Origin of the sequence: Marinoscillum sp. MHG1-6, assembly GCF_024714475.1 — a bacterium.
GTDB lineage: Bacteria > Bacteroidota > Bacteroidia > Cytophagales > Cyclobacteriaceae > JAMZMI01.
Genome location: NZ_JAMZMI010000001.1, coordinates 829,051 through 853,543, shown reverse-complemented (window position 1 = coordinate 853,543; position 24,493 = coordinate 829,051). Strand labels below are relative to the sequence as shown.

Sequence of the window (24,493 nt, the reverse complement as noted above, 5' to 3'; positions counted from 1 at the left end):
TCTGTCTTATCTTTGGGACCTATCTACTAATATTCCCGACCCCGCTTTCCAGCAAGTCCTGAACATCATCTACCGATACCAGATTAAAATCTCCCGAAATGGTGTGCTTAATCCCAGAGGCCGCTGTAGCAAAATCAATAGTCCTTTGCGGGTCATCATATTTCACCACACCATAGATCAGTCCGGCCATAAATGCATCTCCTCCTCCCACTCTATCAATCAGAGGGTATAGATCATATTCCTTCGACTGGTACAGTTTTGTACCGTCATAGATCACACCCATCCACTTATGATGAGTATCGTTGATGATCGTCCGCAGGGAGGTAGAGATATACTTGAGGTTTGGAAATTTCTTAAAAACCAAATCGTAATAATCGGGAAGCTTATCTAACTGCTCCTTGATATCACCTTTGAATGGGTTAGGAATGCCTGTCATCGTTTCCAGGGACCTGGGGTCACCGAGCATCAGTGTAGTGCGCTCCAGCAGTTCCGGCATGATATCATAAGGTGTTTTACCATACTTCCACAGCGTTGATCGATAGTTGAGATCAGTAGAAATGGTAATACCGGCATCTGAAGCTCTTTTCACGGCCTCTAAACAAACCTTTGCACAATTGTCCGAAAGAGCAGGTGTTATTCCCGACCAGTGAAACCAGTCTACTCCGACAAATACACGGTTCCAATCCAGTCCAGTAGGTTTCAGCTTCGCAAAGGAAGAATTTTCCCGATCGTAAATCACCTTACTCTTGCGAATAGATGACCCCTGCTGTACGAAATACAGGCCCATCTTGTTTCCGTTCATCGGGATGTGATGGGTATCTACCTTGTATTTTGACAGTTCGAAACTGGCTGCTTTGCCCAGGTCATTATCAGGAAGTGCTGATATGAATCGGGTAGGTACTTTAAAATTGGCCAGAGATATGGCCACGTTGGCTTCAGAGCCCCCAAAGTTGGCGTGATAAGTTCCCATTTGCTGGATCATACCATTGTCCTGAGGGGTGAGTCTCAACAGGATCTCTCCAAGTGTTGCAATCATATTATTACTAAGGCTAGGTTATCGTTTATTGAATGGCTATTTACTCGCGTTAAATAGCTTTTGTTTTTCTTCTTTGGTGAGGCTGTCATAACCCGACTGCGAAATTTTATCCAAAATGGCATCGATCTCGGCCTGATCAGGAGAATCCGCTCCGGCACTCCTGACAGTTCCCCGGGAGGTGGATTTTCTGGTGGTGGATTTCTCTGCTTTATGGGTCACTTTGATCTTGGGTTGTGACACAAAGAAGCTTTTCACCCAGTCAATGGTCCCTATGATCCAGGCTCCAATATCTGTTCCTTTTCTAAGCTGAGAAATGTACAACCAGCCGATCAAAGCACCTCCGAGATGGGCAATGTTACCCCCGGCATTTCCTCCGGCTGAACCCAGAAGTGACAGGATCACATAAAAGGCAGCTATATATTTAATCCTTACTGGTCCCAAAAACAGTAAAAAGAAAGTATAGTTTGGCATAAAAACAGCCGCTGCCACCACGATCGCAAAGACTGCAGCCGAGGCACCAACCATTCCGCTGAGGTTACCAATCTGCTCCTGATAAAATGGAATCGTATTATACACCAACAGGTATGCCGCCGCTCCTGCCAGCACCCCTAATACATAAATGGCTATAACTTTCTTATTTCCCAGAAACTCCAATATCAATTTGGAGAACCAGTAAAACACCAGCATGTTGAAGATGATGTGAAAAATATCCGAAAGGCTATGCGCAAACCCATAGGTGATGAGTGTCCATGGTCTGGTCAAAAATTCCGCCATAGAGGGAGGAATAGAAAACTGATCGTATACTACGGCGAAGAAAGCCTCAAAACCACCAATCCTCGAAACCAGGTAGAGTAAGGCTAAAAATAAATAGACAACGACGTTGATGATGATCAGCTGCGCCGGGGAATTGTTGGGCCTGTTCCACGCATTTTTGAAGTCATCGAGTATGCTGTTTCCTCCTAGCATCAATAAAATCTATTGCTTTTTCGAGCCCAATATTTAATTAAAATGAATGCAATAAGCATTCCTCCCAGGTGAGCCAGGTGGGCCACGTTGTCTCCCGGCGCACGACTAAATTCGGCATAAAGTTCGTACAGACCATAAAAAAGGACAATATATTTTGCCCTGACAGGTATCGGCGGGAAAAGCAGCATCAGCTGGGTGTTTGGAAACAACATTCCGAAGGCCATTAGAATTCCAAAAACGGCTCCCGATGCTCCTACCATCGATCCATTAATATAGATCGACAGTATTTCACTCACATAACGCTTACTCTGGTTGATCATAGTCTGATCATCCGGATGCTCATAATACTCATCGGAAAAGTCCGTGAGCATACTTGCACTGCGTACATCCAGCTTATGGTCGAGAATAAAGATTCTAAAATCCTCGGGATTCGGATTCATAACGTACTCCTGCGCCTGCTGCTTGACCGGTAGTTTTTCAAAAAAATCGGCTACCCCATAAAGTACACCCGCACCCACTCCACAGATCATGTAAAAAGTAAGAAAGCGTTTAGAACCCCATACATGCTCGAGCATCGGTCCGAAAATAAATACCGCGAACATGTTTCCGAAAAGGTGCCACATGCCTGCATGCAGCCACATGTAGGTAAAAAATTGCCAGGGTGCCCACTCAGGTGAAAAGATCACCCGCAATGACAGCCAGTCGTTGAGCGGCAGGTTTAAAAAGCCCTGAATCAAGGCGATCACCACATTGATGATCAGTATATTCTTTACGATGGGAGTCATTCTCATCATGACGAAAACCAGGATTTAACTTGTTCTAAATTGATGATTACAAAAGTGGACACACCATCGGGTGTATAATTTGGCTGACTGCAAGCGAAAAGCTGATCGATCAATCTTTCTGCCTCCGGCTCTGCCAGATTTTTACATTTGATAGTTGCGGTCCTTTTGGCCAGTGCCCGGCAAAGATTCTCATTATTGGATGATACGCCAAGCTCCCTTTTATTAAACTTAAACTGCTCCAGCAATTCCTCAAACACTTCTTTCTCGTTACATCCCGAAAGTTCCGCAGGCACCCCCTGAATAACGATCATTTGCTGACCTAGTTCTTCAAATTCGAAGCCAAGCCGCTGGATCTCCGACCTGATCTCCATGACCAGCGCGTAATCCGAAGGGTTCAACGCCACTTGCTGGGGAAACAAACTCGACTGGGAGGCTCCTCCCTGCGTATCCATCTTTTGCTTGTATCGTTCGAAAAGGATACGCTCAAAAGCTGCCTTTTGGTCGATCACCACCATTCCCGACTTTACCTGCCGGATGAGGTATTTATCATGCAGAGGAAAGGTTTTCCCTTGATCCACCACCTTTTCCTCCATGTGGTTTGCCGCACTGGAAAATGTCATGGTAGGAGACTCCGGCAATCCCTCAGACTCCTTTTGCAGCTGCTCCGGACTAATGATGTCCTCTCTCTTGGCAAAGTCATAAAGCGATTCCCAGTTTTTGGCTTTGTCCTTATCCCGGTCAATATTTTTAAACTGAGCATATTGCTTGTCACTCGCAGATTCTTTCGGTCGATCAAAAGAGGTATTCTGCGTCATGAAATGCTCGAAGTTTACATCTGTATTGAAATCCAGCGATGGCGTCACATTGAATGAACCCAACGCCTGACGGATGGCAGCACTCACAACCCCGTAAAGCATGCGATCATCATCAAACTTGACCTCCGTTTTGGTTGGATGCACATTGATATCCACATGTACAGGGTCCATCTCGATGAAAAGCACATAGAATGGAAAATAATCTTCCTTAAGCAGTCCCTGGTAAGCCGTAGTCACGGCATGGTTGAGGTAGCTGCTTTTGATAAAGCGATTATTGACAAAGAAATACTGCTCTCCACGGGTCTTCTTTGAAAATTCCGGTTTTCCGATGTAGCCCGTGATCTTCACGTGTGGGGTTTCTTCCTGGCAGGGGATCAACTGCTGCTGATAGTTTTTACCAAAGAGCTGTACAATCCTCCTCGACAGCTTGCCCCCCTCCACATTGTAGATCTCCATGTCATTATGGATCAGGCTCATGGACACCTGAGCATTGGCCAGCGCCACACGCTGAAACTCATCCGTAATATGTCTTAACTCAACCGGATTGGACTTGAGGAAATTTCTTCTTGCCGGAACATTATAGAAAAGGTTCTTGACCGAGATAGAAGTTCCGGCTTTGGTTTGGATCGGTTCCTGCTTTTTTACTTCTGAGGCTTCAATTTGCAAAAGTGTCCCTAGCTCATCTTCAACTCTCCTCGTCTTCATTTCCACCTGTGCAACTGCAGCAATGGAGGCCAACGCTTCTCCACGAAAACCCATGGTCATGATTCTGAAGAGGTCTTCGGCTGTCCGAATCTTAGATGTCGCATGCCTTTCAAAGCTCATGCGTGCATCTGTCACGCTCATCCCCTTACCATCGTCAATAATCTGGATGAGGGTTTTTCCCGCCTCCCGTATGATCAGCTTGATCTCTTTTGCTCCTGCATCAATACTGTTTTCCAGCATCTCCTTCACCACAGAAGCAGGACGTTGAACGACCTCTCCCGCCGCGATCTGATTTGCGATACTATCCGGCAAAAGATGAATGATGTCTTGCATTAACGACCTTTAGGAATACGATTTTTAAAGCGAAAGTAAAGATAAACGGGAACGGCCAGCCAAAGCGCGTAGAGCACGTCATTGCCATAAAATAACCAGCCAATTACTCCCAGACCCAAGACAGCCGCAATGATCATCTGTAAAAATGATGAATTGGGCACCGATTGGGCCTTCCGCTCAAATTTGATTCTTCCCGAGGTGTAATTATTATCTCCCTGCTCACCTTCCATTTCCTGCTTGATGCGCTCGGTTCTTTCCTCTATTTCCTCCTTTATTGGGTCATAATACCTGGGAGTAAACTCGAACCGCCTGTTTCTAGGGAGTCTTATGAATGATGGAAATCTCACTTACTTATCAATAATATGGTCAAACTTGGGCTTTCGGAATCTCCTTTTCTCTTTCAAAAATGATGTACGCATGCCATTCTCCACAACCTGCTCATTATGAGTGCAATGAGCAAAAAATCCACACGCATGGAATTCCTGCCAGCCGAACTTTCGTTGAATTAAAAAGACAATAACATCAATATCTTTTCATTCATTCATTCAAAGTTAAGAGATTTGACTCAATGCGCTTTTTGTTGATCATATTTATAGCCATTTTCCTACCTCATTGGGTGTGGGCTGGACCTACTTTGAGCAACAAAAAAGCAGATAGTTTGTATCTGACCATGACCCCGGAAGAAAAGGCCCGGCAGCTTATTTGGATTATGGTAGATGGCAATCAGGATCTGGCTGAACTGAGCCCTAACTCGATTAGTGAAAATGGTGGGATCTACCTTACACGGCCTTTTGGTGCATTTGACGAATATATTTTTAACAGGGATTTTATTCCTTCCCTGTCGCTACAGCTAGATCATCGACTTAACCCCTCTCCGGAGGAGTTGGATAACCTTCCCACCCTGCACACTTTGGCATCCATTGGAAACGAAGAAATCCTGCTGGAGTACTTTTCTTTCTTAAAAAACCTGTGCAAAAGCTATGGTGTCAACCGGGCAGTGTTGCCTGATGGAAATGAAACTAATCCTAGAGAAGCCGAATTAATTGACCTGATTCACTCATTTGACCCCTTCTTCTTTATAGCTAAAAGTGATATTTCGCTTTCCAGGAGCAAAAAGAAAAAACACATACGGAAAGTTTTTGATGAACACTCCTTTTGGGCAATGAGTCCATCTACGTTAGTCGATCTGGAGAGTAGTATTCAAAAACACGCCAGGCGTATTGAGTTTAGCGGTCACCAGATTGACATAAAAAATGCTTTGATGCAGAAATATGCGCCTGCCAGCGACATACATAAGAGAAAGCTGCCTAACAAACTCGCAGTAGCAATCAGTAGGGAATCAATTATCCCTATCCAAAAACAAGCAGGGGTGCTCCCCCTCAAATATGATACTATTTGCCTCATTACTCTGCGACCCTTTAGTCCCATGGCACAAATGCTGGAAAAATATGCCTACCTAATTACTTCGAAAGATGGTATTCAAAACAGTCAAGCCCCAATCGTAATCGACAATTTGGATGTGGATCTAAAAGATTACAACACTGCCAATAGATGTATAATCTTCATGGGTGAATTAAGTCAGGGACTGCAATATGACCAGCAAATCGATGGTGCCCTCCTGACCTCTACGTATAATTCTATGTATGAATATGAGCTCCCCCAGATACTTATGGGTGCGGCTGGAGCTTCCGGCACTATGCCAACCGCAGCCTTCAATAATTATTATAACCGGCCTTTATTAGGAACAGGACGGTTAGGGTATGCTCCAGCAGAAATGGTAGGGCTTGATCAGGAGAGTAAAGAAAGAATTCAGGAAATTATTAATGAGGCCATTAATACAGGAAGTACACCAGGATGCCAGGTCGCAGTTGCAGTAGATGGGACCATTGTAATGGAAGAAGGATTCGGATATCTCACCTATGACAGCCTGATTCCCACAAGTAATAGCACCTTATATGATCTTGCTTCTGTCACCAAAGTATCTGCCACGTTATTAGCCGTGATGAAACTTTATGAGCAAGGGAAAATTCAGCTGGATGAGTCCATCTCCAGGTACCTTCCCGAATATGAAGCAACCAATAAAGCGAGCATCACCCTCCGTCAATTACTTTCTCACAATGCCGGCCTGGTATCCTACGTCCCTTTTTGGAAAAAAACGATTGGGGCAGATCGACTGGAGCCATTTTACTATGAAGATGAAGAGGCAGAGAAAAATGATACTCGTTCTTATGGTCTGAAGCCAACACCTGCCCTGATGGATTCATTAAAAAACTGGATTCGCTTAAGTCCGCTGACACGTTTTGACAGTATTCCGAGCTACAGATACTCAGACATTGGTTTCATGATGCTGCATCAGGTAGTAGAAGCGGTTGCACAGCAACCGATGGAAACATTTCTGGACGAACATTTTTATATCCCTCTCGGGCTGAACCGACTCACCTTTTCCCCAATGGAGAAAAATATTGACCGTTATGAGATCGCCCCAACGGAATACGATTATTATTTCCGCAATGAACAGGTTTGGGGACAGGTTCATGATCGCAATGCTGCCATTTTCGGAGGAGTCGCCGGCCATGCAGGATTATTTTCAAATGCTCACGACCTGATCATCATCATGCAGATGATTGCCCAGGGAGGTCGCTATGGTGACAAGCAGGTGCTTCTTCCGGAGACTATAGACTACTTTAATCAGAAATATTTTGAAGGTAATCGTCGTGCACTGGGCTGGGATAAAAAAAGCTATTTTTCGAAAAATGCTTCGCAAAATGCTTCAATCAACAGTTTTGGGCATACGGGATTTACCGGCACGCTGGTTTGGATTGACCCTGAATTTGATCTGGTTTTTGTTTTTTTGTCGAACCGAATATATCCGGACGCGAATAATTATAAACTTATTAGGAATGACATCCGTAGAAGGGTTCAGGATGTAGTTTATGAAGCTATCTTGTCCAAATGGATTAACTAGGAACAAAGGCAGCACATGTTGTGTTAACTTTGGAATCGAGTAATATGAAAATAGGAATTGTTTGTTATCCGACCTACGGGGGAAGTGGCGTGGTGGCCACAGAGTTGGGAAAAGCGTTGGCAAAAGAAGGCCATCAGGTGCATTTTATCACTTATTCTCAGCCATCTAGGCTTGATTTTTTCAATGCCAATCTTTTTTACCACGAAGTATCTGTAAAATCTTATCCTCTATTTGATTACCCACCTTATGAACTGGCATTATCCAGTAAAATGGTGGATGTCGTGGAGCATGAGGGGCTTGATCTGCTGCATGTACATTATGCTATCCCGCATGCATCCGCTGCATATATGGCAAGAGAGATATTAAAGGCGAAGGGGATTCATATTCCATTCATTACGACGCTTCACGGTACAGATATTACGTTGGTAGGAAAAGATGCCACCTACGAGCCTGTGGTGACCTTCTCCATCAATGAATCTGATGGAGTGACTGCAGTTTCAGAAGACCTTAAAAAAGATACCCTCGCTCATTTCGATATTAAGCGGGAGATAGAAGTGATCCCTAACTTCATTGACATGGATCGTTTCAAAAAGCAGAAGAAAGAACACTTCAAAAAGGCAATCTGCCCGAATGATGAAAAACTCATCATCCACACCTCAAACTTTAGAAAAGTAAAGCGTGTCAGAGACGTGCTGGATATTTTCAAGAATGTCAACGAGACGGTTCCCTCAAAATTACTCATGGTGGGTGATGGCCCTGAGAGGTATGAAATGGAAGAGGTTTGCCGCGAGTATCGTATCTGTGATGATGTGAGATTTTTGGGTAAACTGGAAGCCGTTGAAGAGGTCTTATCAGTAGCAGATTTATTCTTGCTTACGTCGGAAAAAGAAAGCTTTGGACTAGCCGCCTTAGAGGCCATGGCTTGCGAAGTTCCGGTGATCTCTACCAATGCAGGAGGCCTACCAGAGCTTAATCTCAATGGCGTTTCCGGCTTTACCTGCGATGTGGGTGATATTAAGACCATGACCGAAAAGGCAATGCATATTTTGGATGACAGAAATTTGTCCACTTTCAAATCTAACGCCTTAAAAAGAGCGCTTGATTTCGAAGTAAGCAACATTTTGCCGGTCTATGAATCTCTGTACAATAGAACTTTACAGAAAACAAAATCAAAGGCATCATCTTTGATATAGTTCAAAATTGTAATTTAGGGCTAACTTTGTACCAGTTCACTTATCCGAGATGAAACTCAAAAACAAACCACACACCAACGGCACGAAAGCGTTATTCAACAACCCGCTTCTTGAAAAGCTTACCAGAACACACATAGCGATCCCTTTGATCATTTTCAGTGTTATTTCTGCTAGTCTGATTTATTTTGGAATTGACTACGGATACATCAGTGCTTTGAACGCTCCTCTACTCTTTGTAGGCGGATTACTCACCTTCACGCTGGTCGAGTACATAATGCACCGTTTTGTTTTTCACTTGACTCCGCATACGCCGAAACAGGAAAAGTTTGCTTACACAGTTCATGGAGTTCACCATGATTATCCAAAAGATAAAGATCGTCTGGCTATGCCGCCACCATTATCATTACTATTGGCTGCAGGATTCTTCTTCCTTTTTAGACTAATTATGGGAGATTTCGTGTTCGGTTTTTTACCGGGATTTCTGATGGGATACGCCTCTTACCTTTGGGTTCACTATATGGTTCATGCCTTCAAGCCACCTAAGAATTTCTTCAAAGTGCTTTGGGTGCATCACGGTATCCATCATTATAAGGACGAAAACAACGCATTTGGGGTGTCCTCCCCGCTTTGGGATTACATCTTCAGAACGATGCCCAAGAAATAAGCGATTTAAGACTCAGGGGGAGAAGTTTTCTTCCCTTTTTTTATCCTCTTCGCCCTACGCTCTACTGGGGAAGCCGGCTCTATGGTCGCTTTAAACAACGTGTCTCTTAAAAAACGGTAAATGTTTGTGACCAGAGTTGCGAATATGGGTCTTCTGCCAGGCATATGTTTTAGACGATTAGTTCGCTAAAATTAAGTCATCACATTTGTTCTGACAAATGCATTAATTCAACAACAAAATCAGGAATATCACTGACAATAGAAATCATTATTGGGTATTTTTAGTTGTAGTAACTAAAACTGCGAAATGATAGGCTATAGGTTTACCGAGTTCATTCCAGATAAAGACCCTCAGAAGTCGGCCTTTGAGAATCTGCTACAGGTTTTTATCCAGTTACTGACCATCACTTCCGGCAATGCCAGTGAGGCGTTAAGCTGGCTTACCAACCTTGATCGTCAATATAACCTCACCAGTCCGGATTATGGAATGGGAGATTTCATTGATGACCTCAAGAGCAAAGGATATATCACTGACGAGGAAGGCAAAGGCGAGATCAGGATCACACCAAAAAGTGAACAAAGCATTCGAAAAAGTGCACTGGAGGAAATTTTCGGAAAACTTAAAAAGTCAGGGAAAGGAAACCATCACACCCCACACTCTGGTCAGGGAGATGAAATTGGTAGTGACTTCCGTGAATTTCAGTTTGGAGACTCCCCGGAGCAAATTGAACTAACCGAAAGTCTGAGAAATGCCCAAATCAACCATGGGTTTGGCGATTTTATGTTAACGGAAAGCGATCTATCTATCCGAGAGCGTGAATTCAAATCGCAGACCTCTACAGTATTGATGATTGACATTAGTCATTCCATGATACTGTACGGAGAAGACCGGATCACTCCGGCCAAAAAAGTGGCAATGGCGCTGGCCGAGCTGATCACTAAGAAATACCCCAAAGACACCCTGGATATCATTGTTTTTGGAAACGATGCCTGGCAAATAGAAATAAAAGATCTCCCCTATCTCAATGTAGGACCCTATCATACCAACACGGTTGCAGGGCTGGAACTGGCCATGGACCTCCTGAGGAGAAGAAAAAATAAGAACAAGCAAATATTTATGATCACCGACGGGAAGCCCACCTGCCTGAAACAAGGGATCAAATATTATAAAAACAGTTTCGGACTAGACCCAAAAATCCTGAACAAAACACTCAATCTGGCGGCGCAATGCCGGAGGATCAATGTGCCAATCACAACTTTTATGATTGCCTCAGATCCATATCTAAAACAGTTTGTGAGAGAATTTACCCAGGTCAATAATGGCAATGCCTACTACAGCAGTCTCAAGGGGCTGGGTAATCTGATTTTTGAAGATTATAAACGAAACCGACGCAAGAACCTCTGAATATTAAGGATGAAGCCATACAACGAACTTACAGCTAAAGAGCTACTCAAAATAACTACGCTCGGGGCACTCAAACAATCAGGGTATGAGCCCATCGGCATTAAAGATGAGCTAAGAAAGAACCTGATTCAAAAGTTGCAGAAAAAGGATAATGTTTTCGAAGGTATCTGGGGATACGAAGACACTGTCATCCCGGATATAGAGCGAGCCATCCTGGCCAGACACAACATCAACTTTCTTGGTCTCCGGGGACAGGCGAAAACCCGGATTGCAAGGATGATGACCTCGCTTCTGGACGAATATATTCCCGTTGTGGCAGGTTCCGTTCTAAACGACGACCCTTTGAGACCATTATCGAAATATGCGCAAGACGAAGTCAAAGCACATGGAGATGATACGAAAGTAGAATGGGTTCATCGCTCGGAGAGATATACTGAGAAACTGGCAACTCCTGATGTGACTATCGCTGACCTGATTGGTGATGTCGACCCAATCAAGGCGGCCAGCTTAAAACTGCCCTACAGCGATGAACGGGTGATCCACTATGGACTTATCCCAAGATCACACCGGGCCATTTTTGTGATCAATGAACTACCTGATCTTCAGGCCCGCATTCAGGTAGCCCTTTTCAATATCCTTCAGGAAGGTGATATCCAAATTAGGGGATTCAAACTTAGACTCCCGTTGGATATTCAATTTGTTTTTACTGCGAATCCCGAGGACTATACTAATCGAGGAAGTATCGTCACTCCGCTCAAAGATCGGATCGACAGCCAGATCATTACTCACTACCCCAAAAGCATTGAGGTAGGCAAAAAAATTACTGAACAGGAGGCTCGCTTAGAAAAAGATCAGACGGATAAGGTGGTAGTCTTTGACCTGATGAAAGACCTCATTGAGCAGATCGCGTTTGAAGCGCGTGAAAGTGAATATGTGGATAGCAAAAGTGGAGTATCCGCACGACTGACAATTTCAGCTTATGAAAGCCTCATAGGTGCGGCAGAACTCAGACTCCTGAAGTCCGGTGAGAAATCGACCTTCTCAAGACTCTCCGACTTTATGGGGGTGATCCCCGCCATCACAGGGAAGGTAGAGTTGGTTTATGAAGGCGAACAGGAAGGAGCCGGAATCGTGGCAAGAACGCTGATCGGAAAGGCAATCAGAACGCAGTTCGTTCAGTATTTTCCGGATCCTGAAAAAAGTCGCAAATCAAAAGCTGATAAAAATCCGTACAAAGAAATCACCGACTGGTTTGGGGAAGGAAATATGATTGATCTGATCAATGATTATAGCCTTCAGGAATATGAATCAGAGCTGAATAAGGTTCCCGGACTCGAACAATTGGTTATTCATTCCAATGGGAAACATCCTCGAGAATTTAAGTTGTTTCTGATGGAGTTTGCCTTACACGGTCTGGCCGAATACAGCATGCTGAGCAAGCATTATTTGGAACGTGGGATGCAATTCAAGGATCTGTTGAGCAGTATGTTTTCGATGTCCGAAAACGAGGAAGATGATGAAAATGATGACGATGACTTATATTAGTCAATCCCATGGATTTGTTGAAGATAAAACGATTAGTCTACCAGGGCGAGGATGAGACGGTAGAATTCAAACGAAAGATCGTGCACCCGGAAAAGGTGATCAAAGAGGTGGTGGCATTTGCCAACTCCAAAGGTGGATACCTGCTGGTCGGAGTAGACGATAACCAAACTATCCCCGGACTCAAATACCCTGAAGAAGAGGACTTTATTATGCAGAAAGCCTTCAGAGATCTTATCCGACCAAAGGTTGACTTTGATACTCATTTAATCCGTCTCAATGAAAAGCGGGCTGTCATTTGCTATTACATCCACCCCGGTCAAAACAAGCCCTATTATGCCTTTGAAAAGAAATCTCACAGGTATGGCAAGGCCTTCGTCCGAGTGAAGGATCGTTCCATCCAGGCCAGCCCCGAAATCAGAAAAATTTTAAAATTCAACAACGCTCCAAAGGATGTTCAATTTTCCTACGGAGAAAACGAAAGTAGACTTTTCCGATTTCTTCATGATAATGGCCATATCACGTTGCCCCAGTTTCAGGAAATGACCGGATTGGACTACAAGCCATCATCCCAAATCCTGATACAAATGGTGCTGGCTAATGCCCTCAAAATACTCCCTAGAGAATCGGAAGACTGGTACATGGCAGCGGAATAAATTTTCCCAATTTTTCATCTGCTTTGATATCAGAAAGAAAACAATTCTCTTATATTACAATCACCACCTAGTTTACACGATACTCGACGACAACATATGGCTAAGAGCGCGAAAGAAAAGAAGATTTTTGTCCTTGACACCTCTGTAATTCTCTTCTCACATGACTCCATCCTCAACTTTGCCGAACATGATGTAGGAATCCCGATCACGGTACTTGAGGAACTTGATAACTTCAAAAAAGGAAACGATACCAAGAACTTTGAAGCACGGGAATTTACCCGATTGCTGGATAAACTGGCTGCCGGACATCTGCTCCAGGAATGGATCCCTTTAAATGGGAAATCCAAAGGAAAATTTAAGGTCCTGATGGAATCGGACAGCACCGTGGATGCCAGAAAAGTTTTCGGTGATAATAAGAACGACCACCGGATTCTCAATGCCGCCCTGGCGCTGAAGGAAACCGAAAAAAACAAGACGGTGATCCTGGTCAGCAAGGATATCAATCTACGCCTCAAAGCCAAGTCACTGGATATCTCTGCGGAGGACTACGAAACAGGAAAGATCAAAAACGTCAGCTCGCTGCATACCGGTAAATATGAGGTGGATGGCGTGGACTCAATTGAAATCGATACCCTGTTTAAGGATGGCGCGGTTCCGAGAAAAAATATTCTGAAAACCAAAAAAGCGATTGCCAATAGTTATTATATCCTGAAAAGCGATAAAAACTCGGTACTATCCTATTATAATCCGGAGACAAAATACCTGGATAAGGTTGACAAGACCTCCGTTTACAATATCAAACCAAGAAACGCCGAGCAGACCTTTGCAATCCATGCCATGCTCAATCCAAACATTAGGCTGGTGAGTATCAATGGAGTGGCAGGAACTGGAAAAACCTTGCTAGCGCTGGCATCAGCGCTCGAGCAACGTCGCGCCTATAAGCAGATTTACCTTGCCCGACCAATTGTACCCTTGAGCAATAAAGACATCGGCTATTTGCCTGGTGACATCAAATCAAAACTCAACCCGTACATGGAGCCGCTTTGGGATAACCTGAAGCTGATCCAAAATCAATACAAAGAAACGGATAAGGAGTTTAAGAACATCACCGAAATGGTGAATAAGGAAAAGCTTTTGATCACTCCATTGGCGTATATCAGGGGACGTAGCTTGAGTAACATTTTCTTCATCGTAGATGAGGCGCAAAACCTGACTCCACATGAGATCAAGACCATCATCACTCGAGCAGGGGAAAACACCAAGATCATTTTTACTGGGGATATTCATCAGATCGATACACCTTATTTGGATTCACAAAGTAACGGCTTGTCCTATCTGATTGACCGCATCCAGGACCATCCAATGTACGCTCATGTTACCCTGGAAAAAGGAGAGCGATCGGAGTTGGCCAACCTGGCAAACGAATTACTTTAAAATGAAAGTCGTTTCCGTCAATCGGGGGGAAAGGAAGAAGGTTCAATGGCGATTCAGAATAGTTGAAACCGGGATTTTCAAACACCCGGTAGACGAAATCCACCTTGGAGCCACAGATGTTGAGCAGGATCATGTAGTTGACCGACGATATCATGGGGGTATTGACAAGGCCTGCTACCTCTACTCGGCTGATCCTTATCCTACCTGGAAAAAACGATACCCAAAACTGAACTGGGATTGGGGCATGTTCGGGGAAAACGTGACCGTTGAGGGGTTGCAGGAAAGGGAGGTATTTATTGGTTCCCGATATCGTTTGGGAACGGCCCTTGTGGAAGTCTCAGAACCCAGACAGCCCTGCTTCAAATTCGGAATCCGCATGGGTACTCAGAAAGCACTCAAGGAATTTATTTCACTTGGACACTCCGGTGTCTACGTAAGGGTGATTGAGCCGGGAATTGTGAAGCCCGGTGATGAAATGATCTTAGAGGTAAAAGGAAGTGAGTTTAGCATCAGCGATGTATTTCAGCTTCTTTACAAACGCCATCCACAACCTGAGATAATCGGAGATATTCTGACAATTGATACGCTGGCGGAAAGCGCAAAAAGGGATCTTCAAAAAGCCTACAGTTTTTAATACCAATACCAGAAAAACAAGTGGTTAATGATCACATCTTTTTTTTGCTTATTTGGTATTAGATCAGCTCTATAACGCTTTATTTTTATCGGTTGAAAAATAATATTCTCAACAGCACATTCAGCACTAAAAATTTTTTGGACGCTTCGTTTACTAGCCCAATTTGATTGCTGATCAAACAAAACATATGCTTATTTAGTCATATCTAGCAAATGAGTAATAACAACGCTGCCGCTCGACTGGTGATTGCCTTCCGGCAATTCATGAATGAACGTTTCAACCTCCATGAGGATAAGGAGCGGGAATCGACCACAATCAATGAAATCAAAAAAGGAGTTGAGTTTAAGGGAGCCAATCTTTGGATTCTCATCTTCGCGATCTTTATAGCCTCTATCGGCCTAAATGTCGATTCCACGGCAGTGATCATAGGTGCCATGTTAATTTCCCCGCTCATGGGACCGATCATCGGCGTAGGACTGGGAGCAGGAATCAACGACTTTGAGCTCATCAAAAAGGCCTTTAAAAACCTGAGTGTAGCAGTTCTTGCCAGTGTACTTACTTCGGCACTGTATTTCTGGATAACACCCCTTCATGAGGCTCAAAATGAATTGCTGGCCAGAACAGAGCCTACTCTTTGGGATGTGCTCATTGCCTTCTTTGGTGGTCTTGCTGGTATCGTAGCAGGCTCACGAAAGGAAAAATCAAATGCCATTCCCGGTGTTGCGATTGCAACGGCCCTCATGCCGCCACTATGTACAGCGGGATACGGTCTCGCCAATGGAAACTGGTATTTCTTTATTGGAGCCTTTTATCTGTTCTTCATTAACAGTGTACTAATAAGTGTGGCCACCTTCCTCATCGTACGGGCTCTGAAGTACCCGAAAAAGAAATTTGAGAGTCCGGCCGCAGAACGTAAGGTGAAGTCATACATCCTCGCCTTTGTATTGATCACAATTATTCCTAGTGTTTATCTGGCTTATGGTGTCGTTAGAAGAACCCTCTTTGAGCAAAATGCCCGTCATTTCGTGTCAACAGAAGTTGCTTTTGAAGAAACTTATGTCATCAATCAGGAATACGCCATCCAGGAAAATAAGGGGATCATTAACTTAACTCTGTACGGAAAGCCACTTACTGATGAGGAGATCAAAGAGCTGGAGGGAAGAATGAAAAATTATAAGCTCGGGGAGGCCGAATTGGTAATCCGCCAGGGGTATGAAGAAGATCGAAGTGAAGAAACCAAAGAGGAATTTGAACGTATGAGTGCCTCTCTGAAACTAGATATTCTCAATGACCTTTACTCTCAAAGCGAGGAACAGATCAAATCAAAAGATGACCAGATTGCCGTATTGGAAGAGGAGCTTTTTAAGCTGAGATCTAAGCGCTATCCAATAACGGATATCTCCAAAGAGCTATCTATCCAATACCCTACGCTTAAAACCATCTCCATCGGTGACATGACCAATCAAAATCAAGACACTGTTTGCTATGCAGTGCTGTCATTCACCCGTACGCCTTACAGAAGGGACATTGCTAAAATCGAAGAATGGTTAACCGTCAGGACCAAAGCGGACTCTTTGGTGGTAGTGTTGAAATAAAACAAAAAACCCCGGGGGGTTGTCCGGGGTTTCTTATTCATGCTGCCTGAGAAGCGAAGCACTTGATGAGCACCGGCCCATACCGATCTTCATAGTTCTCGAAGCACCAATCTTCTAATGTAGATACTTCTTCATCATTCAATGAAGAAATCGCCTTGAGAAGTTCCTTTTCGAACAAAATATCGTCGAAACTTACTTTTGATAAGACGGTTTTGAAGTACTCTAACATATCCGCTAAATTTTGTTAAAGATGATAACTACAATGTAAATTTGACGTTCTCTTTTGAAGTCAGGTTTTCCTGAAGATTATTTAATTAAATCTTTTTTCGATTAATATTAATTCCTCAGTAAAGGTTTCCCGTGGTGCTATGATTCTTACGAGAGCAAGACTAGTAAGTTACTTAATTTTTTGTTTTTTCCTAACAAAAATTCACGCCCAAGAGGTGTCTGTAAATTATAATAAGCGAGAAATCGCTCTAAACGAATATTTTACTATTACCCTGACGCTAAAAAATGAGCGATTGAGGGATTACTCCGGGTTCCCGGATATTGAAGGTTTTATCAAGAGGGGTACTTCTTCCAGCTCCTCTACAACGTTCACTAACGGACAAATGGCTAGTAGCCAGAGTATTACACAAAATTATCAGGCACAAAGAGAAGGCACGTTTACCATTGCTCCGTTTACCCTGAAAGTCAATGGAAAAGAATTTAAAGTGTCTGGGTCAAGTGTCAAAGTGGGGCCAGCCCAGCAACAACAGCAACAAAGAAGAGATCCATTTTATGACCCTTTTGATGTATTCAGAAATGATACTCCCCAAGAGTTTATCGACGTCAAAGCCGACGCTTTTTTAGCTCTGACCACAGACAAATCTGAAGTGTATGTTGGAGAGGGCTTTACCACAACCCTGGCATTCTATGTAGCGGAGACGAACCAGGCCAATATGCGGTTTTATGACCTGGTCAATCAGCTTTCGGAGATTGTCAAAGACATTAAACCAGCAAACACCTGGGAAGAAAATTTTAACATTGATGATATCAAAGGTGAGCCAGTCACGATCAGTGGAAAAAAATATAACCAATTCAAGCTTTTCCAAGCGACCTACTATCCTCTTAATGAGGAACCCATCGATTTCCCTTCAATTGATCTGAAGGTCATTAAATATAAAGTGGCTAAAAACCCGACTTTCTTTGGCCGCAACCGTCAGGAAGATTTTGAAACCTTCTCCTCTCGCACCAAGAGGGTTAAGGTCAAAGTGCTCCCCCCTCATCCGCTTCGTGATCAGGTAGCAGTAGGAAACTATCGCATGGCAGAGCAAATCAGTGAACTGGAATTACAGACTGGACAAAGTTTCAGCTACACCTTCAACATCCTCGGCGAAGGGAATATCAGTGCCATCGAAGCGCCTGCGATACCTGAATCAGGTCACTTCGACATCTACGCTCCGAATATTAAGCAGGATATCACAAGGGCAAACGGCAGAGTGAAAGGAACCAAGAGTTTTAGTTATTATGGTATTCCAAACGAACCCGGGACTTACAAATTAGGGGATTATTTCAACTGGATTTTCTTTAACCCTGCTAAAGGCACTTACGATACATTACAATCGAGACAAACAGTAACGGTCACTGGAGAAAGCCGCAAGAACGAATATATCATGTCAAATGACATGGGAACATTTTACGATGGCATCGAATTTGAAAATAATGAACTGTCTCCACTCAAAGAAAACCCGTGGATTCGTATTTTTGCAAACATTTTAATTTTAACCTTATTAGTGCTGACAGCATTAATCGCAATCCGCAAGAAATCGAATGGGTAGTATTTTCGGAAAAATCTTTTCCATCACAACATTTGGAGAATCACATGGGCCTGCCATTGGCGCCACCATATCCGGCTGTCCGGCGGGTGTTCCTATCGACCTGGATTTTATTCAAAATGAACTGGCAAGAAGGAAGCCCGGTCAATCCAGGATCACTACCCAACGTAAGGAGGAAGACCAGGTAGAGATTCTTTCCGGAGTATTTGAAGGCGTCAGCACGGGAACACCAATTGCCCTGTTGATCCGCAATAAGGATCAGAAAAGTAAAGACTACTCACATATCGCTGATAAGTTTCGTCCTTCACATGCCGATTATACTTACGAGCAAAAGTATGGTGTCAGAGACTATCGAGGTGGAGGTCGGAGTTCTGCACGTGAGACAGCTGCAAGAGTAGCCGCCGGAGCCATTGCCAAGCTGATGCTGAAAGAAGTAGGTGTTTCCTTCCAGGCATATGTTTCTCAGGTGGGAGAATTACAACTGAGTAAGCCATACACTGAACTTGACCTTGCTTTGACAGAGACCAACGACGTTAGATGTCCGGATCCTGAGATGGCTCAAAAGATGTATGACTACATAGATGACGTAAGAAAAAGCCAGGATACCGTCGGTGGCGTGGTGACCGGTGTTATTCAGGGAGTACCAGTTGGTCTGGGCGAACCGGTATTTGACCGTCTACATGCTGAACTTGGGAAGGCCATGCTAAGCATCAATGCCGTTAAAGGATTTGAGTATGGTAGTGGCTTTGAAGGCATCAAACTGAAGGGTTCGCAGCATAACGATGAATTTTTCAATGATGGAGACAAGATCAGAACCAAGACTAATCTTTCAGGAGGAATCCAGGGTGGCATCTCCAATGGTGAAGACATTTATTTCAATGTGGCATTTAAGCCTGTAGCCACCATTATGAAAGATCAGGACAGCGTTGATAAAGAGGGAAAGGCCGTTACCGTCAGTGGAAAAGGAAGACATGATCCTTGCGTTGTTCCTCGTGCAGTACCGATCGTGGAAGCCATGGCTGCATTAGTCATCGCTGATTATTATCTTATCGCCCGAACAAACAAGATCTAATCGAAACAGCCTCCCATGATGAAAAATCTCCCACTGCACGTAAAAATTATTATTGGACTTGTTTTGGGAATTCTCTGGGCATTTCTGTCCAGCTCCCTTGGCTGGAACCAGTTTACCATTGACTGGATAGACCCATTTGGTCAGATTTTTATCAGGCTGCTAAAGTTTATTGCTGTACCGCTGGTTCTGTTCTCAATCATTGATGGCGTTTCGGGACTCAACGATACCTCCTCCCTTGGAAGGATGGGAGCTAAAACTTTGGCACTTTATCTGGTGACCACTGTTAGCGCCATTACTGTTGGTCTATTGGTTGTCAACTTTATCGCTCCCGGTACCCATATGGATGATTCCCAAAGGATCAAAAACAGAATCTCTTATGAGATCTGGACGCAGAGTGCGGGAGTCGAAATAAAAGATGGTAAAAACTTTTTAGCTGATCCCGAGTACCGGGAAATGGCTGAAGCCCTTGTAGCCAGCGGTGAACTCGAAGAAGCTCAACAAAATGTTGAGGAAAAGGTTGCAGTTGCGAAAAAACAAAAAGAAGAACCGCCACTACAGTTTGTGGTGGACATGGTTCCGGAAAATATCATTTTGTCCATATCGGACAACCAGCTCATGCTGCAGGTCATCTTTTTTGCCATCTTTTTTGGTATAACCCTGGCAGTGGTTCCGGACGACAAGGGTGCTCCGGTGAAGAATTTTATTTCTTCCATCAATGAGGTCTTCCTGAGAATGGTGGACACCATCATGAGAGCTGCACCTTTCTTTGTTTTTGCACTATTGGCTGGGGTAGTGGCAAAAATGGCCAACAGCCCTTCTGAGGTTTTTGAGATTTTTAAGGGATTGGGATCTTATACCATTGTTGTACTTCTGGGGCTATCATTTATGCTTTTTGCCTTCTATCCACTTTTAGCAAGGCTCTTTATCAAAGGGATGAAATACAAGAAGTTTTTCAGGATTCTTAGCCCTGCTCAATTCCTGGCCTTTTCTACCAGCTCCAGTGCGGCGACCCTGCCAGTAACAATGGAGTGCGTTGAAGAAGGAATGGGTGTCTCTAAAAATGTATCCAGCTTCGTTCTGCCGATAGGAGCCACTGTGAATATGGATGGCACCAGCCTTTACCTGGCAATAGCTACGGTATTCCTGGCCCAGGTTCACCTTGTCGACCTCTCATTAGCTCAGCAGCTTACAATCGTTTTGACTGCCACCATGGGATCAATAGGTACCGCAGCAGTACCCGGAGCCAGCCTGGTGATGTTGATCATTATCCTGCAAACCGTAGGACTGAATCCTGCATGGGTCGCTATTATTTTCCCAGTGGATCGTATTCTCGATATGACCCGGACTGTAGCTAACATTACAGGGGATGCAACTGTAGCAACCATTATTGCCGGGAGTGAGGACGAGTTAAGAAAGGACTAAATACCTATCGGTTTTCCGAACTTATATCCCAACTTTGTGTTTAAATAGATTCATAACACTGAAGAACAATGGAAGCTACTGATAAACCAGTCATCAATATATATACCGAGTCCAACCCGAATCCCAACTCATTGAAGTTTGTTTTGAATTTCATGTTGCTACCTGAGGGTGTCAGCCGTGATTTCCCGGATAAGGCCTCTACTACAGAAGCGCCTTTGGCCTCAGAACTTTTCAATTACCCGTATGTGAAGCGGGTATTCTACATGAGCAATTTTGTGACAGTCACCAAAGACGATGCGACGGATTGGTATGAGGTAAAAACCGACATCCAAAATCACATTAAGAAATTTTTGGAGGATGGACGTCAGATCCTGACAGAAAAAGAAGTTCAGGAAGACCACAAGGTGAGCGATGATGACTCAGATGTTGAAGTAAAAATCAAAGGGATTCTGGATGAGTACATCCGCCCGGCTGTTGAAATGGACGGAGGTGCCATCAGCTTTGGTTCTTATGATGACGGCGTGGTGAAAGTGATCTTGCAAGGTTCTTGTTCAGGGTGCCCATCTTCTACGGTAACCTTGAAAGCCGGTATTGAAACCCTTTTGAAAAAAATGGTGCCGGAAGTTCAGGAAGTTGTCGCGGAAGGAGTTTAAGCCTCTACCAGATCAAAATTACCAAAGATCCAGTTGCCCGGAACAGTTTCTGAATCTGATAGAAAAAAGTCGTAGAAGGCCTGCACCACTTCATAGAATTGCAATACGCCATCACCATTCAGATCTAATTTCTTGAATGCAATAATAGCGTACTCGTCCTCCAGGCCGTATACACTAAACATATTGAGGTATTCATTGAGAGAAACAACCCTGTCTCCGTTGCTATCAAACAGGGAGAAAATATAAGCCGCGGTACGGTGCACATAGCCTTTGATCTTGCGCTCATTAGGAAGCAACACATTTTCAAATACGTATAGCCATTCTTCCTTCGAGATGGAGGCTTCTTCCTTTTGCATATCCGTAAGTAACTGGATGAATAGCCTGAAAGATTTCACCTTTAGATTAAGCCTGTTCGTTGAGTGCTCAGAATATCCCTTGACATCACTGATCTTAGTCGCAACTCGCTCGAAATCATCGGGCTGCAGCTCGCCATTCTTGTTAATGTCCAGAACGTCGAATAAAAGCAGAATTTTCTTTTTCTGAATAGTACTGATCATCGCAGGCGGTATTAGGTGAATTCTATCAATCTAATAATCAGATTAATAAGTTATTCAATAAAGACATTCACTGTTGATATTTTCGGTGAATAGGACTTTTTAAACGATGAAACCCCAAAAAATGCCTACGGACAAAATGAGCTATTTTCTCGAAATAGGAGATTGTTGCCTTAATAGGCGCCCCAGTATTTCCTTAAGAACCATTCCACAGACAATAAAAGCATAATGAAGGCAATCAGCCATAGACTGTTAATTAGGGGCATTAAGTCGCTTTCTGTATGAATCACACCCGGAAAATGAGCATTGAGCAGCGTCTGCTTGAGGTTTTCGCGTTCCTCCCATTTGAAAAACTTACCATCCGTATTTCTCGAAACAGCCCTCAAAAGATCATGATCAGCCTGTAAATTCAGTGCTTCAAGTTGAATTGAACGGACCACAAACTCCCCTTCCTCTGTTATTTGCTTGTTTCCTACGGTAGTTCCGGCCTTATAACGATATACTCCAGCCTTGAGCCTCCCAAGGTTAAAATAATTACTCAACTCACTATCAATCAGCTGGTAATTAGTGACTTCCCCCTCCTCATTAATAAGATTCAAATCGATCGTATTACCATAAACACGTTCATATACATTGTTATATACTTCCGTATCAATATAAATCCGGTCATTCTCAGTGAAGGTTTGTTGTCTAGGCCTCACATTGAATCGTTTCTTATCCGCCTTGATACTGAGGTATTGGATAGTTTTTAATATCAACTCCTTGAATAAAGGTGCCTCTCCATGGCTTCCGAACTCCTGAAGTCTCCACTGCCAGAAGCCGGTGCCGACGGTTATGGCCTGCTTATCAGTGCCATCATCATAGTACATCATCAACGGCCTGTCTGTATCCACAGATCCAACACCTTGTGATAACAACACCTCAACGGGTCCCGACAGGGTGTACTGACCAAAAGGCACATTTAATGGTGGATATTGCTTCAGGTGCTCCAACTCCTCTGCATTTAAGGTAAACAAGGAAAACTCCGGCTTATAGATTGGCACCACGTTGTCGGTCTGTCCTCCTCTTTGGCTAATCCGCAAAAAGCTGATATTTCGACGTAATCCAAGGGTACTGCGAGAGCCGATAATATACCATTTTCCACCTGCCTTTACCTTAGGATATCTGCTATAAGCAAATGCCTGATGCTCAATGAGGACATCAAACTCGCCTGCTAAGTCAGACTCTGAAATTCCAGGAATATACAGCACCGTCTCGTAATTGGCGGCTTCATCCAAAACCCTTCTGATAGCTGATATGTCCGGATGTGGCGCCGGAGCCATGATCAGAATTCGCTCCTTTCCTTCTACCACATTGATATAGGCATCCTGCTGATTATTTTGTGTGGATGACTCTCCAGACAACCTTGATACCAATACCTTTAGCCTTTTCAATCCGGCTTCATCAGCTTTAAGATTAAAATTGATCGAGGTCAAAGGGGATTCAAGCCTGACATTTTTTTCAGCTTTCAGAGTGCTCCCCTCTCGAACTTCAAGTCGTACCGTCTGCCCATCAAAACCATTTTGCCTAAGTTGGACACTCACCGGAAACTGGTTTCCCTGGTAGGCGACCTTGTTATTTTTAACATAGTTGATCGAAAGATCTTTGGGCATGGTGGTATCTCCAACACCTATACCATAGATAGGGAAAGTATATTGCCCATACTGCGGAAGGAGTCCAGAATTGACAATGCCATCCGAAACAAGGACAACAGCAGCTACATTTTCTCCTTCATAATTGGCAGCAATATTCTGCAGCATCCCGGATAGATTCGTAACCTGACCATCAAAACGAATGGTATCCAATTCAGATCCGTCCATCCCAATCAAGGTTGCGTCATATTGTTCTGATAACATCTGAAACGCTCCTCCAACCCAGGCAGACAGGTCAGCATCCTGACCTACAGCTCCCCTCATTGTCATTGACCTGGAATTATCTATTGCAAGGATCACTTTGGGCATCTCGGTGTGATTGACAGATAGCTTTAAAAGTGGGTTCAGCAATAATAGCGCGATGAGAAAAACTGACATCATGCGAAAAAAGCCCAATATCAGGTTTTGATTTCGGGACCAGGGGACCTGTTTTTGAGCATAAAGAAAATACGCCAATACTGCTGCCAACACCAGGGTTAACAACACCCATCCCAAAGAAACTTCTAAAGAATACCAGCTATTTTCCATATTAAAAAAACAAAGCCGTTTACAGGCAC

21 protein-coding genes are annotated in these 24,493 nt (G+C 43.8%); 13 read left to right on the top strand and 8 right to left on the bottom strand.

From position 1 onward, the window contains the following. Positions 1–19: 19 nt before the first annotated feature. From NXR94_RS03730 to NXR94_RS03710, 5 genes are read right to left on the bottom strand one after another with little or no spacing between them, the layout of a single operon-like run. Positions 20–1,036 carry a sugar kinase gene (locus NXR94_RS03730; protein ID WP_258103232.1) on the bottom strand — a complete coding sequence of 339 codons (1,017 nt, stop codon included), beginning with the start codon at positions 1,034–1,036 and terminating at the stop codon, positions 20–22. A gap of 36 nt (positions 1,037–1,072) precedes the next feature. After that, entirely contained in the window at positions 1,073–2,002 is a 930-nt protein-coding gene (locus tag NXR94_RS03725; RefSeq protein WP_258103231.1) for a rhomboid family intramembrane serine protease, read from the bottom strand. Further along, positions 2,002–2,796: a rhomboid family intramembrane serine protease gene (locus NXR94_RS03720; RefSeq protein ID WP_258103230.1), complete on the bottom strand. Its 795-nt coding sequence runs from the start codon at positions 2,794–2,796 to the stop codon at positions 2,002–2,004. Before NXR94_RS03720 ends, NXR94_RS03725 begins: the two co-directional genes overlap by 1 nt. Further along, positions 2,793–4,640 carry a DNA mismatch repair endonuclease MutL gene (gene mutL / locus NXR94_RS03715; RefSeq protein ID WP_258103229.1) on the bottom strand — a complete coding sequence of 616 codons (1,848 nt, stop codon included), beginning with the start codon at positions 4,638–4,640 and terminating at the stop codon, positions 2,793–2,795. The genes NXR94_RS03720 and mutL overlap by 4 nt, the downstream gene beginning before the upstream one ends. Further along, positions 4,640–4,987, bottom strand: a complete 348-nt coding sequence (locus tag NXR94_RS03710) for a hypothetical protein (RefSeq protein WP_258103228.1) — start codon at positions 4,985–4,987, stop codon at positions 4,640–4,642. Before NXR94_RS03710 ends, mutL begins: the two co-directional genes overlap by 1 nt. Before the next feature lie 233 nt (positions 4,988–5,220). On the opposite strand from NXR94_RS03710, the gene NXR94_RS03705 reads away from it, so the two are divergent. From NXR94_RS03705 to NXR94_RS03665, 9 genes are all read left to right on the top strand, one after another. Continuing rightward, the gene (locus NXR94_RS03705) at positions 5,221–7,605 is read left to right on the top strand and encodes a serine hydrolase (RefSeq protein ID WP_258103227.1); all 2,385 of its coding nucleotides are present in this window, start codon (positions 5,221–5,223) and stop codon (positions 7,603–7,605) included. A gap of 44 nt (positions 7,606–7,649) precedes the next feature. Next, a complete protein-coding gene (gene bshA, locus NXR94_RS03700; protein WP_258103226.1) occupies positions 7,650–8,798 on the top strand; it encodes an N-acetyl-alpha-D-glucosaminyl L-malate synthase BshA in 1,149 nt (382 codons plus the stop codon). A 49-nt stretch (positions 8,799–8,847) separates the two neighbouring features. Continuing rightward, positions 8,848–9,462, top strand: coding sequence for a sterol desaturase family protein (locus NXR94_RS03695; RefSeq protein WP_258103225.1), 615 nt, complete (start codon positions 8,848–8,850; stop codon positions 9,460–9,462). A 306-nt stretch (positions 9,463–9,768) separates the two neighbouring features. Next, on the top strand, positions 9,769–10,866 hold the full coding sequence (locus tag NXR94_RS03690; protein ID WP_258103224.1) for a VWA domain-containing protein: 1,098 nt from the start codon (positions 9,769–9,771) through the stop codon (positions 10,864–10,866). A gap of 9 nt (positions 10,867–10,875) precedes the next feature. Continuing rightward, positions 10,876–12,411 carry a magnesium chelatase gene (locus tag NXR94_RS03685; RefSeq protein ID WP_258103223.1) on the top strand — a complete coding sequence of 512 codons (1,536 nt, stop codon included), beginning with the start codon at positions 10,876–10,878 and terminating at the stop codon, positions 12,409–12,411. Positions 12,412–12,425: 14 nt separating this feature from the next. Further along, the gene (locus tag NXR94_RS03680) at positions 12,426–13,064 is read left to right on the top strand and encodes a helix-turn-helix domain-containing protein (RefSeq protein ID WP_258103222.1); all 639 of its coding nucleotides are present in this window, start codon (positions 12,426–12,428) and stop codon (positions 13,062–13,064) included. 96 nt (positions 13,065–13,160) lie between these two features. Further along, positions 13,161–14,498, top strand: a complete 1,338-nt coding sequence (locus NXR94_RS03675) for a PhoH family protein (RefSeq protein ID WP_258103221.1) — start codon at positions 13,161–13,163, stop codon at positions 14,496–14,498. A gap of 1 nt (position 14,499) precedes the next feature. Further along, the gene (locus NXR94_RS03670) at positions 14,500–15,132 is read left to right on the top strand and encodes an MOSC domain-containing protein (RefSeq protein ID WP_258103220.1); all 633 of its coding nucleotides are present in this window, start codon (positions 14,500–14,502) and stop codon (positions 15,130–15,132) included. Positions 15,133–15,344: 212 nt separating this feature from the next. Then, positions 15,345–16,727, top strand: a complete 1,383-nt coding sequence (locus NXR94_RS03665) for a TIGR00341 family protein (protein WP_258103219.1) — start codon at positions 15,345–15,347, stop codon at positions 16,725–16,727. Positions 16,728–16,764: 37 nt separating this feature from the next. On the opposite strand, the gene NXR94_RS03660 is transcribed toward NXR94_RS03665, so the two are convergent. Then, positions 16,765–16,956: a hypothetical protein gene (locus NXR94_RS03660; RefSeq protein ID WP_258103218.1), complete on the bottom strand. Its 192-nt coding sequence runs from the start codon at positions 16,954–16,956 to the stop codon at positions 16,765–16,767. A gap of 214 nt (positions 16,957–17,170) precedes the next feature. Between NXR94_RS03660 and NXR94_RS03655 the strand changes: the two genes are divergently transcribed. From NXR94_RS03655 to NXR94_RS03640, 4 genes are all read left to right on the top strand, one after another. Continuing rightward, the gene (locus tag NXR94_RS03655; RefSeq protein WP_258103217.1) at positions 17,171–18,547 is read left to right on the top strand and encodes a BatD family protein; all 1,377 of its coding nucleotides are present in this window, start codon (positions 17,171–17,173) and stop codon (positions 18,545–18,547) included. Continuing rightward, positions 18,540–19,616: a chorismate synthase gene (gene aroC, locus NXR94_RS03650; protein ID WP_258103216.1), complete on the top strand. Its 1,077-nt coding sequence runs from the start codon at positions 18,540–18,542 to the stop codon at positions 19,614–19,616. The genes NXR94_RS03655 and aroC overlap by 8 nt, the downstream gene beginning before the upstream one ends. Before the next feature lie 15 nt (positions 19,617–19,631). Then, positions 19,632–21,038 carry a dicarboxylate/amino acid:cation symporter gene (locus tag NXR94_RS03645; protein WP_258103215.1) on the top strand — a complete coding sequence of 469 codons (1,407 nt, stop codon included), beginning with the start codon at positions 19,632–19,634 and terminating at the stop codon, positions 21,036–21,038. A gap of 68 nt (positions 21,039–21,106) precedes the next feature. Beyond that, entirely contained in the window at positions 21,107–21,691 is a 585-nt protein-coding gene (locus tag NXR94_RS03640) for a NifU family protein (RefSeq protein WP_258103214.1), read from the top strand. Here NXR94_RS03640 and NXR94_RS03635 read toward each other — a convergent pair. Both NXR94_RS03635 and NXR94_RS03630 read right to left on the bottom strand, forming a co-directional pair. Next, positions 21,688–22,248 carry an EF-hand domain-containing protein gene (locus tag NXR94_RS03635; RefSeq protein ID WP_258103213.1) on the bottom strand — a complete coding sequence of 187 codons (561 nt, stop codon included), beginning with the start codon at positions 22,246–22,248 and terminating at the stop codon, positions 21,688–21,690. The genes NXR94_RS03640 and NXR94_RS03635 overlap by 4 nt on opposite strands. A gap of 170 nt (positions 22,249–22,418) precedes the next feature. After that, positions 22,419–24,464, bottom strand: coding sequence for a hypothetical protein (locus tag NXR94_RS03630; RefSeq protein ID WP_258103212.1), 2,046 nt, complete (start codon positions 24,462–24,464; stop codon positions 22,419–22,421). Positions 24,465–24,493: the final 29 nt, after the last annotated feature.